General features: G+C 64.6%; 14 protein-coding genes. 9 read left to right on the top strand and 5 right to left on the bottom strand.

Annotated elements, in window-relative coordinates; genetic code table 11:
- Window positions 1-51 precede the first annotated feature (51 nt).
- Complete coding sequence (locus IEX64_RS08625) at window positions 52-1,185, bottom strand: site-specific DNA-methyltransferase (protein WP_188819256.1); 1,134 nt, start codon at window positions 1,183-1,185, stop codon at window positions 52-54.
- A gap of 278 nt (window positions 1,186-1,463) precedes the next feature.
- On the opposite strand from IEX64_RS08625, the gene IEX64_RS08620 reads away from it, so the two are divergent.
- Window positions 1,464-2,165 (top strand): sulfotransferase family protein, encoded by a 702-nt coding sequence (locus IEX64_RS08620; RefSeq protein WP_188819255.1) that lies wholly within the window; start codon window positions 1,464-1,466, stop codon window positions 2,163-2,165.
- On the opposite strand, the gene IEX64_RS08615 is transcribed toward IEX64_RS08620, so the two are convergent.
- Window positions 2,162-3,073: an oxidoreductase gene (locus tag IEX64_RS08615; RefSeq protein ID WP_188819254.1), complete on the bottom strand. Its 912-nt coding sequence runs from the start codon at window positions 3,071-3,073 to the stop codon at window positions 2,162-2,164. The two genes, IEX64_RS08620 and IEX64_RS08615, sit on opposite strands and share 4 nt — an antisense overlap.
- 36 nt (window positions 3,074-3,109) lie before the next feature.
- Window positions 3,110-3,745 (bottom strand): ribonuclease HII, encoded by a 636-nt coding sequence (rnhB, locus tag IEX64_RS08610; protein WP_229710158.1) that lies wholly within the window; start codon window positions 3,743-3,745, stop codon window positions 3,110-3,112.
- Here rnhB and IEX64_RS08605 point away from each other — a divergent pair.
- The 7 genes from IEX64_RS08605 to IEX64_RS08575 all read left to right on the top strand — a co-directional run bounded on the left by IEX64_RS08605 (window position 3,744) and on the right by IEX64_RS08575 (window position 9,303).
- Window positions 3,744-4,922 (top strand): PQQ-dependent sugar dehydrogenase, encoded by a 1,179-nt coding sequence (locus IEX64_RS08605; RefSeq protein ID WP_188819434.1) that lies wholly within the window; start codon window positions 3,744-3,746, stop codon window positions 4,920-4,922. The two genes, rnhB and IEX64_RS08605, sit on opposite strands and share 2 nt — an antisense overlap.
- 38 nt (window positions 4,923-4,960) lie before the next feature.
- Window positions 4,961-5,479 carry a GNAT family N-acetyltransferase gene (locus IEX64_RS08600; protein ID WP_188819253.1) on the top strand — a complete coding sequence of 173 codons (519 nt, stop codon included), beginning with the start codon at window positions 4,961-4,963 and terminating at the stop codon, window positions 5,477-5,479.
- A 51-nt stretch (window positions 5,480-5,530) separates the two neighbouring features.
- Complete coding sequence (locus IEX64_RS08595; protein ID WP_188819252.1) at window positions 5,531-6,076, top strand: DUF1285 domain-containing protein; 546 nt, start codon at window positions 5,531-5,533, stop codon at window positions 6,074-6,076.
- On the top strand, window positions 6,073-6,681 hold the full coding sequence (locus tag IEX64_RS08590; protein ID WP_188819251.1) for a CoA pyrophosphatase: 609 nt from the start codon (window positions 6,073-6,075) through the stop codon (window positions 6,679-6,681). The genes IEX64_RS08595 and IEX64_RS08590 overlap by 4 nt, the downstream gene beginning before the upstream one ends.
- 98 nt (window positions 6,682-6,779) lie before the next feature.
- Window positions 6,780-7,952 carry a CCA tRNA nucleotidyltransferase gene (locus IEX64_RS08585; protein ID WP_188819250.1) on the top strand — a complete coding sequence of 391 codons (1,173 nt, stop codon included), beginning with the start codon at window positions 6,780-6,782 and terminating at the stop codon, window positions 7,950-7,952.
- Complete coding sequence (locus tag IEX64_RS08580) at window positions 7,949-8,611, top strand: retropepsin-like aspartic protease family protein (RefSeq protein ID WP_188819249.1); 663 nt, start codon at window positions 7,949-7,951, stop codon at window positions 8,609-8,611. The genes IEX64_RS08585 and IEX64_RS08580 overlap by 4 nt, the downstream gene beginning before the upstream one ends.
- Window positions 8,612-8,655: 44 nt before the next feature.
- A complete protein-coding gene (locus IEX64_RS08575) occupies window positions 8,656-9,303 on the top strand; it encodes a retropepsin-like aspartic protease family protein (protein ID WP_188819248.1) in 648 nt (215 codons plus the stop codon).
- A 219-nt stretch (window positions 9,304-9,522) separates the two neighbouring features.
- On the opposite strand, the gene parC is transcribed toward IEX64_RS08575, so the two are convergent.
- The gene (parC, locus tag IEX64_RS08570) at window positions 9,523-11,811 is read right to left on the bottom strand and encodes a DNA topoisomerase IV subunit A (protein WP_188819247.1); all 2,289 of its coding nucleotides are present in this window, start codon (window positions 11,809-11,811) and stop codon (window positions 9,523-9,525) included.
- Window positions 11,812-11,914: 103 nt separating this feature from the next.
- On the opposite strand from parC, the gene IEX64_RS08565 reads away from it, so the two are divergent.
- Entirely contained in the window at window positions 11,915-12,454 is a 540-nt protein-coding gene (locus tag IEX64_RS08565) for a type 1 glutamine amidotransferase domain-containing protein (RefSeq protein WP_188819246.1), read from the top strand.
- 50 nt (window positions 12,455-12,504) lie between these two features.
- On the opposite strand, the gene IEX64_RS08560 is transcribed toward IEX64_RS08565, so the two are convergent.
- Window positions 12,505-12,837: a 2Fe-2S iron-sulfur cluster-binding protein gene (locus IEX64_RS08560; RefSeq protein WP_229710157.1), complete on the bottom strand. Its 333-nt coding sequence runs from the start codon at window positions 12,835-12,837 to the stop codon at window positions 12,505-12,507.

Raw genomic sequence — 12,837 nt, 5'->3', positions numbered from 1 at the left:
ACATTGTCTTCGCATCGTCGCCCACTCCCCCGAACCCTATTGTCGGCGTGATCAGGGTTCCGTGGCCAGCAGGTAGAGCTGGCGAATGGCGTCGATCGGCTTGACCTCGCCTTCGTGTTCGAGGTTCCAGAAGGTCCAGCCATTGCAGGACGGAGCCCCCTGCAATTGCGCGCCGAGCCCATGGATCGAGCCGTTCGCATCGCCTGAGACCAGCGAACCGTCGGCCCGCACGGTCGCTGTGAACTTGCCCTTCTTGCCGACGAGCTGCGTTCCCGGCGCGATCCAGCCGGTTTCCACCAGCGTACCGAACGCCACCTTGGGCGCGGTGCGCTTGGACTGCATGGTCTTGAGCGCGCTTTCATCGAGCGGCAGCGCCAGTTCGATGCGCTCCATCGCCGCTTCGCGATAGCCCCCTTCGCGCTCGCAACCGATCCACTCGCGGCCGAGACGCTTGGCAACGGCGCCGGTTGTGCCGGTACCGAAGAAAGGATCGAGCACGACGTCGCCCTTGTTGGTCGTCGCCAGCATCACGCGGTAGAGCAGCGCTTCGGGCTTCTGCGTGGGGTGGACCTTGCGCCCGTCCTTCTTGAGGCGTTCCTGCCCGGCACAGATCGGCAGCACCCAGTCGGAGCGCATCTGCAGCTCATCGTTGAGCGTCTTCATCGCGCGATAGTTGAAGGTGTACCTCGACTTCTCGCCCATCGAGGCCCAGATCAGGGTTTCATGCGCATTGGTGAAACGCGTGCCCTTGAAGTTCGGCATCGGATTAGCCTTGCGCCAGACGATGTCGTTGAGGATCCAGAACCCCATGTCCTGCATGATCGCGCCGAGACGGAAGATGTTGTGGTACGATCCGATCACCCACAGCGAGCCGTTCGGTTTCAGCACGCGGCGCGCTTCGGTGAGCCAGTCGCGGGTAAACTGGTCGTAGACGGCAAAGCTGGAAAACTTGTCCCAGTCGTCGGTCACGGCATCGACGTGACTGCCGTCCGGGCGCGAGAGGTCACCGCCGAGCTGCAGGTTATACGGCGGATCGGCGAAGACCATGTCCACGCTGGCATCGGGGATGGTGCGCATCGCTTCGACGCAGTCGCCGGGAATGATCTGCCCCAGCGGCAGAAGCTCTTTCGGAGTAGGCGCAGGCGCCCGCGCGCGAATGCGTTCCTTGACCAGTACCTGACCCATATCTGCCCCGCTGAAAGCCCGTTCAAAATCTGTAGATTGACCCCATGGTGAGTCTTTGTTGAGTCTACGTCAAGTCGCGACTCGCCGGAAATCCTTGCGATTCCTGCATACCGGCAGGCGGAACAAAACGAATCCGGCACAAGATATCGAGTCTCCGCACTCTGGAGGGACTCAACATCTTGCGGGGTGGCCGTCAGGACTCAGTGTTGAAAATAGTTATGCCACTGTGCGCAGGTCTGGGTCTGCTTGCCGCCGAAACAGCTCGCGGGGGAATTGCATTGACGCTCAAAGTCATTGGCGCCGGTCTTGGCCGCACGGGAACCATGTCGCTCAAGCTGGCACTCGAGCATCTCGGTTTTGGGCCCTGCTATCACATGTCGGAACTGCTCGCCGGCGCGCGTCGCAATCTCCCGCTCTGGCTCGATGTCGTCGCCGGAAAGCCCGACTGGGACACAATCTTCGACGGCTACACATCGACCACCGATAACCCCGCCTGCAACTACTGGCGCGAACTCGCGGACCACTTCCCCGAAGCCAAGGTGATCCTCACCACCCGCGATCCGGACTCCTGGTTCAATTCCGTGAGCGAGACGATTTTCAGCCCCGGCCATCTCGCCAGCTTCGAGGTCGAACCCGTCGGTACCTTCATCCGCGGCACGGTGACGCGCGACTTCGGAGACCGCATGCACGACCGCGCTTTCATGACGGAGTATTTCGCGAACCGGAACGAGGAGATCATCGAGACCTTGTCCACAGAGCGGCTGCTGGTTCTGCCCGTGGGAGCCGGCTGGGGCCCGCTATGCGACTTTCTCGGCGTCGACGTTCCCGACGTGCCCTACCCCCGAGTGAACACCGAAAAGGAATGGCTGGCCGCAGTGCCGCACGACGCGGAACACGCACCGACGCCCGACGAAACCGAGGCCTTCGGCAAGAGCTTCATCGAAACGATGCGCGATCAGGCCTTCGGCAGCCGAAGCTAGTCGAGCGGGTAACGCACGCCCGTCATCTGCTCGGAGATCGTCCACAGCCGCTGCGCGAGTTCGGGATCGCGCGCCATGTCGGTGCGCTTGGAAATCCCCGAAGGCCCGGAGGCACCCCCGAGACGCTGCGGGCCGTAGAACTCGCCCGGCACGGCGTCCGGCGCGGTGGCGGCCTGAAGCGTCGGCCAGGCGCCTTGCGCAGCGCTGTTGAAGATCACGCCGGCAAGCGGGAAGAACACCCGAAAGAAGCCGCTGTGCCGGTCGAGGTCGGTCTTGGCGAACCCCGGGTGGCAGGCATAGGCGGTGACCGCCGAGCCTGCCGCCTTGAGCCGCCGGTCGAGCTCCAGCAGATGCAGCAGATTCATCAGCTTGCTGTCCGAATAGCGCTGCGTGCGCTTGTAGCTCTTGTGCGCATCCAGATCGTCCCAGTCGATATTGCCCCCCTTGTGCGCAAGGCTGGACGTGATGACCACGCGCGATCCGGGTACCTCGGCCAGCTTGGGCAGCAGCAGCCCGGTCAGCGCGAACGGTGCAAGGTGATTGACCCCGAATTGCAGCTCATGCCCCTGCGCGGTGCGCTCCAGCGGCGGGAACATGACACCAGCATTGTTGACCAGCACATCGAGCCGCGGCTCGTCGGCGATGACCCGGTGTGCGCAATCATGGACCGAACCGATGTCGGCCTGATCGAGATGGACGTAGGACAGGTTCGCGCCCGGCACCGCCATGCGGATGCGCTCCATGGCCTTGCGCGCCTTGTCCTCGTTGCGGCAGGCCATGAGGACGCGCGCGCCTTTGGCGGCCAGAACCTTGGACGTTTCAAAACCGAGACCGGTATTGGCGCCCGTGACGAGGAAACACTTTCCCGCCTGCGCGGCCACGTCCTTCGCCTTGAAACCCTTTGCCATTCTGTCAGCTCCTGCCCCGTTTGTGCCGCCCTGACGTCAGGCGAACATGTCCAACTGCGCAACCGGCGCGAAGCTGCGCCGATGATGCGGCGTAGGCCCGTGCGTGCGCAGCGCCGCGAGATGCTCCGCCGTGCCGTAGCCGGCGTTGCGCTCCCACCCATAATGGGGATGGGCCGCCGCCAGTTCCCGCATCATGCGGTCGCGATGCTCCTTGGCAACAATCGAGGCGGCCGAAATACACGGCTCCAGCGCATCGCCGCCGACAATGGCCCGGGCCTGCCAGCACCAGTCCGGCACCCTGCCATGCGGGGTCATGTTGCCGTCGACGAGAACCTCGAGTGGCTCTTCGCCGAGCTCGCCGCACAAGGCGGCGACCGCACGCGTCATCGCCAGCATCGTCGCGCCGAAGATATTGATCCGGTCGATCTCCTCGACATCGACCACGCCGACCGCCCAGCGGCAGCGCCGCTTGATCGTTTCTTCGAGACCCGCCCGCTTCGCTTTCGAAAGTTTCTTGGAATCGTCGAGCCCTGCCGGTCGCGGCTTGCACAGGACAACGGCACCCGCCACAACCGGCCCTGCCAGCGGTCCACGACCGGCTTCATCGACGCCGATCACCAGACCGCCGGGGCGCATGGCACCAGACCGGGAAACAAGCGTTGTGACTGACATGAAACTGCGATCCTTCCTCCCCCTCGTATCAACTCTCAGCGTCTTCGTCGCAAGTTGCGGGGACGCGGCAACCGGGGAAAATCCACCGGCCACCAGCCCGGAAGAAACCCCGTTCACAGTCGAAACCGTTGCCAGCTTCGACGAGCCCTGGGCGATGGACTTCGACAAGGCCACCGGTGTTCTCGTCGTCACCGAGCAAGACGGCACGATGCGCTACCGCACCCCCGACGGCAAGATCGGCACGATCGCCGGCGTGCCCGAGGTCGATTACGGCGGCCAGGGCGGCCTCGGCGATTTCATCTTTGCCCCCGGACAGACAAGCCCCACCTTCGACCGCCGCACCGTCTATCTCAGCTGGGCCGAAGCCGGCTCCGGCAACACCCGCGGCGCGGCCGTCGGCAAGGCCAACCTCGTGTGCAGCGCGCAGATGGATTGCAGACTTGAAGATCTCAAGGTGATCTGGCGTCAGCAGCCCAAGGTCACCGGACGCGGCCACTATTCGCACCGCCTGACCTTCTCGCCCGATGGGCAGTTCCTGTTTATCAGTTCGGGCGAACGGCAGAAGCAGGAGCCGGCGCAAGACCTTTCCAACACGCTCGGCACTGTTGTCCGCCTGCTACCCGATGGTACGCCCGCACCAGGCAATCCCTTCGCCGACAAGGGTTCGCCTTCGGACCAGATCTGGTCCTACGGGCACCGCAACGTGCTCGGCCTCGCCTTCTCGCCCGACGGCCGGTTGTGGGACCTTGAACATGGCCCGGCAGGCGGCGACGAAATCAACCTCTTAGAGCCCGGCAAGAACTACGGCTGGCCGCTCGTGTCCGATGGCGACCATTACGACGGCCGCCCGATCGCGCGCCACTCTACCCGCCCCGACCTCGCCGCCCCGGCCATCAGCTGGAACCCGGTGATCGCACCGGGCGACTTCATCTTCTACACCGGCAGCGAATTCCCGGCGTGGAAGGACCAGGCGCTTATCGCTTCCTTCTCGGTTCCCGGCCTCGTTCGTGTAAGCATCGACGGCAGCAAGGGCATCGAAGAGGCGCGCTATCCGCTCGACAATCGCATCCGCGAGATCGATCAGGGACCGGACGGCGCGATCTGGCTGCTCGAGGATGGACCGGCTCCGGGCAGCGGCCATCTGCTCAAGCTGGTACCGAAGAAAACGGCGAATTGAATCGACAAAGCCGCGCGGCGATCCTATCGGCGCGCCCGATGATCGATACAGCCACCATCATCCCGCTCGACAATGTCGATCCTGCTCTCGTCGAGCAGTTGCTTGACCATGCCTTCGAGCCGGAACGACGCCAGCGCACCGCCTACAAGGTGCGCGACGGCGTCGACTGGCTGCCCGCGCTCAGCTTCGCGGCGCTCGACGCGCAGGAGATGCTGGTCGGCACGATCCAGTGCTGGCCGGTGGCGCTGACCGACGAGACAGGCCGCGCGCACCCGCTGATCATGGTCGGCCCGGTCGCCGTCCTGCCCGATCGGCAGGGCGAAGGTTACGGCAAGGCGCTGATGTCGGCGAGCCTCTCGTGCCTCGATTCCCGCGCGCCGCTGCCGCAGGTGATGATCGGCGATCCCGAATACTACGGCCGCTTCTGGGGCTTTACCAACGAGTACACGCGTGGATGGGATCTGCCCGGCCCGTTCGACGCCAACCGCCTGCTGGTGCGCTGCGAGAATCCGGCCGTGCTTCCGCCAAAGGGCATGCTCGGCCCCTGGCTGGGGTAAACCGCCGCACTGGAACTTGGCGCGCGCCGCCCTATCTGGCATCGCGGAACGATGCCTTACGAACCGCCACCCGAACTCGCCGGACTGTCGCTCGCCGAAGTGGCCGAACTCGTCGCCGCGCGCAAACTCCCGCCGGTCTCGCAGTGGTCGCCTGAGAACACCGGCGACAGCGAGATGCGCATTGCCGCGGACGGCCGCTGGTTCCATCAGGGCAGCCTGATCAAGCGCCCGGCCATGGTCCGCGCCTTCGCCTCGCTGCTGACGCGCGACGAGCAAGGTCAGCACTGGCTGGTCACGCCGATGCAGAAGCTGTCGATCGAGGTCGAGGACGCCGCCTTCATCGCCATCGACGTCAAGCAGGACGGCGACGCTCTCGCCTTCCGTCTGAATACAGATGATCTGGTCATCGCCGGCCCCGAGCATCCGATCCGCACCGAGGGCGATCCGGACACCCCCGCGATCTATCTCGGTGTGCGCAACGGCACCGAAGCCCGCCTCAACCGCAGCACCTACACCCAGCTTGCCGAAATCGCATTGGCCGGCGGCGCCCTGTCGGTGATCAGCCAGGGCGTCCGCTTTCCGCTCCAGCCGGCATGAGCGGCCTGTTCGAAGACGTCTCCCGCCGGTACGAGGCCGGCCACGCCAAGGCGCCGCCGGCCTTGTGGATCGACCCGCGCATCCACGAGATCGACAGCTTCAAGCCCGCCGCCGTTCTCATCGCCATGACCGAGCGCGAACGGCCGGGCATGCTGCTGCTCCACCGCCCTTCGAACATGCGCGCCCACCCCGGCCAGATCGCCTTTCCCGGCGGCCGCATCGATCCGGGCGAAACCCCGGTGCAGGCAGCCCTGCGCGAGGCGAACGAGGAACTCGGCATCGATCCCGGGGACGTGCGCGTGATCGGCACCAGCGACCGCTATCGCACCGGCAGCGGCTATGAGATTACGCCGGTCATCGGCGTTGTCCCGCCCGATCTCGATATCCATCCCAACCCCGCCGAAGTCGCACAGTGGTTCGAAGCGCCCGTCGACTTCGTGCTCGACCGCGCCAACCAGATGACGCGCACGATCGATTGGGAAGGACGCCAGCATTCCTTCATCGAGATCGTCTGGTCCGACCAGCGGCAGGACCACGTTATCTGGGGCGTCACCGGCGCCATTCTCCACAATCTTGCAGGCAGGCTCGAGTGGCATGAATCTTGATCTTATCGCGCAGTCCGCCCGTTCTGAGCCTGTCGAAGGACGTTCTCGCGCCGCGCACAGGCACCCGTCGACAATCTCAAGATGACCGGGATCTGGAAATGATGGACACTTTGGACGCCCCCTGGATGCACCGCGCGGACATCGCCGACCTCACGGCGGCGCTCGGCAAGGACAACGCCCGCTTCGTCGGCGGTGCAGTGCGCGACACGCTGCTGGGCTTTGCTGTGAAGGACATCGACATGGCGACTGTCCTGCACCCGCCCGAAGTCATCGCGCGGCTCGATGCGGCAGACATTCGCAACGTGCCAACCGGCATCGAGCACGGCACGATTACGGCCGTGCTGCCCGGCGGACCGGTGGAGATAACCACGCTGCGCCATGACGTCAGCACCGACGGTCGCCGCGCCACAGTGGCGTTCGCCAGCGATTGGCGCGAGGACGCGGCCCGGCGCGACTTCACGATCAATGCGCTCTATGCCGATCCGCACAGCGGCGAGATCTTCGACTACTTCGGCGGCACGGCAGACCTCGAAAAGCGCCATGTGCGCTTTATCGGCGATGCCCGCCAGCGCATCCGCGAGGATCACTTGCGCATTCTGCGATACTTCCGGTTTCAGGCCAGGTTTGGCTCGCAACCCGCTGATGAAGAAGCCGAAAGTGCGTGCAAGGAACTCTCGGCAACGCTCAAGGGCCTCTCGCGCGAACGCGTGGGCATGGAAACGATGAACCTGCTGGGCCTGCCCGATCCGGCCCCCACCGTGCAGCGCATGGCCGAGCTTGGCGTGCTGGCGGTGATCCTGCCCGAAGCCGATCCAGAAGCGCTCAGGGCCCTGATCGCCTGCGAACAGGCGCAAGGCATCGCGCCCGACGCGCTGCGCCGCCTCGCCGCGCTCCTGCCCGCGCAAGTGTCGCTGGCCGAACAGGTCGCGGCGCGCTTCCGCCTTTCCGGCGCACAGAAGAAGCGCCTCGCGACAGCCGCGGCACGCGAGGATGTGCCGGGTGACGGCCGCGCGCTCGCCTACCGACTAGGCCGTGACGCGGCGCTTGATCGCCTACTGCTGTCCGGGGCGGACGTGGCGGCGCTGCAGGACTGGGATATCCCCGCCTTTCCGCTCAAGGGCGGCCAGATCGTCGCGCGCGGCGTCGGGGCCGGGCCGGAAGTAGCGCGCACCCTGCGCCGGATCGAGGACCGCTGGATCGCCGAAGGCTTCCCCGGTGAAAGCCGCGTTCACGCGCTTCTCGACGAAGAGCTCGAAGGCCGCGACGCGTGAACCTCGGTGAGCTGGGCGGCTTCCTGTTCGATCAGCCGCTGCTGGCGATTACCATTGCCGCCATCCTTCTGGCAGTGCTTGCCGGCATGCTGGCCGCGAACCGCCCACGCCTCGCCCACGGGCTGCGCAACACCGCCTACCTCGGGCTGATCGGTGCGCTGCTGCTGACCGTCGCAGAACTGGCAGGCCACAACACCCGCTCCGAAGCGGCCATGTGGCTCGACCGGACGCGCCCGGCGAGCGTCGAAGGCGACGAGACGGTCATCGCCATGCGGGTGGACGGGCATTTCTGGGTTGAGGCGGAGCTGAACGGCACTCCGGTCGAATTCCTGATCGATACCGGCGCAACCTATACCGGCGTCTCGCAGAACACCGCGTCCCGCGCCGGCCTTGCGCCGGACGAAGGCGATGAGGGCATGGTGCTCGATACCGCCAACGGCCCTATCGTCGCCCGCAAGGGCACGGCCTCGTCCCTGCGCTTCGGCGGGATCGACGCGAATGGCCTGACGGTAGCCATCGCGCCGAACACCGAAGTGGAAACCAACGTGATTGGCATGAACCTGCTCTCACAACTCGCAAGCTGGCGGGTCGAGGACAACAAGCTCATCCTTGTTCCCAAGACAAGCGATGCCCAGATAGGACCCAATAGGGGTGCCTGAACCCAATCAGCCCCGATCAATCTGGGCTTTGCTAGAAACCGTACATGAATTTCTCGGAAATAATGGCCTACCTCGCCGAACAGCCGCTGCTGGCGCTGGCCATAGCGGCAATCTTCGTGACCGTGCTCGGCGGCATGATGCGGCGCGGCGCCCCTATCCTCGGCGGATTTCTGCGCGGTGTGGGCAATCTCGGCCTGCTGGCGGCATTGCTGCTAACCATTGCACAGGTGACGCGCTTCACCACGGGTAACGACCTCGCGCTGCCGCAACTCGGCATGCCCCGCCAGAGCGTGGAGGGCGCCGAAACGCGCGTCCCGATGCAGGCCGACGGCCACTTCTGGATCCGCGCGGCGGTAAACGGGGTGGAACGCGATTTCCTTGTCGACACCGGTGCCACCCTGACAGCCCTCTCGCCGCGCACCGCCAGTGACGCAGAGATCCGGCAAAACCCGATGAACCGCTCGGTGATGATGCGCACCGCCAACGGCACGATCCGCGCGCAGCTCGGCACGATCGACGAGCTGCGTATGGGCAACATCGTCGCGCGCGATCTGGATGCCGTCGTCGCGCCGGGTCTCGGCGATGCCAATGTCATCGGCATGAACCTGCTCTCACGGCTCGCTAGCTGGAGAGTGGAGGGCAAGACGCTGATCCTCGTGCCCCATCATCCGCAGCCGGTGGAAGAGGCCTGAGACCGAGTACCGGATAACCGGCGTCCCATTCGTGTCGAGCTTTTCGCCTTCCCCCTTGATGGGGAAAGGATACGAAGCCTTGGCGAGCGCAGCGAACCTAGGCGCAGTTGGAAGGGGTGATGCAGCGAGCCGCCGAACCCACCCCACCCAACTTCGGCCAGGCAGACAAGCTGCCAAGCCTCCCTATCCCTCCCCCCATCGAGGGGGAGGAAATCAGGCTTAAAACTTGTTGTCCCTCGGGAAGCCGTTCGGCGGCAAGCGCCCGGCAGCGCCGCGGGCAACCTTCCACATCACCATGTCCTTCTCGGTACGCGTGCGACCGGTATCCCCGCCCATGGTCCAGGACAGCCCCTCTTCCAGCTTGAACGTCGTGACGTCGGACATGCCGCCGTCGCGGTAGCGCTGCAGGGTGACGCCCTGCCCCTTGGCGAGGACCGGCAGTTCCTCCAAGCTAAAGATCACCAGCTTGCGGTTATCGCCTACCACCGCGACGTGATCGTGCTCGGGCGGAATTTCGCGCACGATCACAAGCCGCACGCCAGGCTTGGTCGACATGACTGCCTTGCCCTTGCGCGTCTCGGCCAGGATCTCATCGGATTCCACGGCGAAGCCACGCCCGACGTTCGAAGCTAGCAGCAGCTGCGCCTTGGGCTTGTGCGGCATGGCAGCGACGATCTGCACGTCTGAATCGATGTCGACCATCGTGCGGATCGGCTCACCGAAACCGCGCGCGCCCGGCAGTTTGTCGCCCCCGAGCGTATAGAAGCGGCCATTATCCAGCGCGATGAGGATCTTGTCGGTCGTCTGCGCATGGAAAGCGAAGGCCGGGCCGTCGCCTTCCTTGAACTTGAAATCGCCGTCCAGCGGCACATGCCCCTTGGCGGCGCGGATCCAGCCGCGCTGCGAGAGGATGACCGTGATCGGCTCCTTCTCGATCATCGCATCCATCGAGAATTCGACTGTCGGCTTGGCCTGCGCAATTGTCGTGCGGCGGCGGCCCAGCTCCGTGGTCTCGGCGTAGTCCTTGCGCAGCGTCGTCAGGTCGCGCTTGAGCCGGGTGCGCTGGCGGGCCGGGCTGTCGAGCAGCTTCTGCAGCTCCTCCTGTTCCTTCAGCAGCTCCGCGTGTTCCTGCCGCAGTTCCATCTCCTCCAGCTTGCGCAAGGAGCGCAGGCGCATGTTGAGAATGGCCTCGGCCTGCCGGTCAGTGAGGTTGAATTCGGCCATCATAATCGGCTTGGGCTCGTCCTCGGTGCGGATGATCTCAATGATCCGGTCGAGGTTGAGATAGGCAATGATGTAGCCTTCGACGAGCTCCAGCCGCGAGGCGATCTTGTCGAGCCGGTGGCGCGTGCGGCGCAGCAGGATGTCGATCTGGCAATAGACCCATTCCTGCAGCAGCAGCTTGAGGCCCATCACGCCGGGAGTCCGGTGCGAATCCAGCACATTGAGGTTGAGACTGAACCTGCTTTCGAGGTCGGTCAGCCGGTAAAGGCTTTCCTTCAGCAGTTCCGGATCGACATTGCGGCTCTTGGGAACAAGGACGATGCGGATCTGCTCATCGCTCTCGTCGCGGATATCCTCGAGGATAGGCAGCTTCTTGTCGCCGATGAGCTGCGCGATCTGCTCGATCAGCTTGCCCTTTGCGAGCATGTAGGGGATTTCCGACACGACGAGCTGCCATTGCCCGCCGCCGAGCTTCTCGACACCCGTCTCTTCCCAGTTCCCGGCCTCGTCGCGCCCGGTCGAGAACCGCCCGCGCATGCGGAAGGCGCCCTTGCCGGTCTCATAGGCCTGCGAGATCGCCTCCGGGCTGTCGACCACGAGGCCGCCGGTTGCGAAGTCTGGTCCCTTGAACACTTCCATCAGCTGCGGGTGTTCGGTGTGCGGATTGTCGATAAGCAGCAGCGTCGCATCGATAATCTCGGCGACATTGTGGCTGGGAATAGAGGTGGCCATGCCCACGGCGATGCCGGTGGCGCCATTGGCGAGCAGGTTCGGGAACAGGCCGGGGAAGATGTCCGGCTCGCTTTCCTCGCCATTATAAGTCGGAATGAAATCGACCGTGCCTTCGTCGAGCCCGGCCATGAGCTGGATGGCCGTCTTGGTCAGCCGCGCTTCGGTGTAGCGGTAGGCGGCCGCGTTATCGCCGTCGATATTGCCGAAGTTGCCCTGCCCCTGCACCAGCGGATAGCGCAGCGAGAAGTTCTGCGCGAGGCGGACCATCGCATCGTAGACCGAGGCGTCGCCATGCGGGTGGTATTTACCGATAACGTCGCCGACGACGCGGGCGGATTTCTTGTAGGCGCTGCCGGGATCGAGCTTGAGCTGGCGCATCGCCCAGAGCAGGCGCCGGTGAACGGGCTTCAGACCATCTCTGAGATCTGGCAGCGAACGCGCTGTAATCGTGGACAATGCGTAAACGAGGTACCGCTCCGAAAGAGCGGCGTCGAAAGGCGCATCGACAATGGCGTCAAAAGGATCGGAATCGTCGTCGGTCGTGGTCACCATGGCCGGATAGCCCTAGCAACGCGACGGCCCGAGCGGAACGGTTGGAACCGAAGTTTTCCGCCATTCATTCCTTATGTGAAAGCAAATCACAAAGGAGAACACCATGCCCAAGCGCGTACTCATCGTCGCCACCAACGGTTTCGAGCAGTCGGAACTCACCGGTCCGCGCGACGCTCTCCGGAACGCTGGTATCGAAACCGTCGTGGCGAGCCCGGAAAGCGGCGAGATAAAGGGTTGGAAGCACACCGACTGGGGTGATGCGGTCAAGGTCGACATGACGCTGGATGACGTGAAGGCCACCGAATTCGACGGTCTCGTGCTGCCCGGCGGCCAGATGAACCCGGATATACTGCGCATGAACACCACCGCCGTGGATCTGGTGCGCACCTTCGTCGAAGCTGGCAAGCCGGTCGCGGCGATCTGTCACGGCCCGTGGCTGCTGGTGGAAGCAGGCGTGGCAAAGGGGCGTACGCTTACCGGCTGGCCCTCGATCCGCACTGATCTGCGCAATGCCGGCGCCGAAGTGGTCGACAAGGAAGTCGTCGTCGACGGTAACGTGATCACCAGCCGCAAGCCGGACGATATTCCAGCCTTTTCCAACGCGATGATCGCCGCGGTAAAGGAAATGGCCGAAGCGGCCTGATGCTTCTTGGTCGGACCGGCTGCCCTCCGCCGGTCCGGCTTTCGCGTGGATCAGCCGATCTGCATGTCGCGGGAGACGCCCGGAATCCGCACCTCGATGCCATCGAGATCCGGGGTCAGTTCGATCTGGCATGACAGGCGGCTGGTCCGCGCCACCCCCGCGGCGAGATCGAGCATGTCCTCTTCCTCCATCGAGGCTTCGGGCAGCTTGGCAAACCAGTCGGGCGCGACAATGACGTGGCAGGTCGAGCAGGCCATCTGGCCCTCGCACGTCCCCTCCAGCGGCATCCCCGCGGATTGCGCTACTTCCAGCAAACGGGCTCCCGGTTCGGCCTGCGCCGTAACCTTCTCCCCTTTCGCTGTCACAAAAAGCACGTTTAACAA

The organism is Novosphingobium indicum (genome assembly GCF_014645195.1).
Classification (GTDB): domain Bacteria; phylum Pseudomonadota; class Alphaproteobacteria; order Sphingomonadales; family Sphingomonadaceae; genus Novosphingobium; species Novosphingobium indicum.
This window is presented reverse-complemented; position numbering and strand designations above follow the sequence as displayed.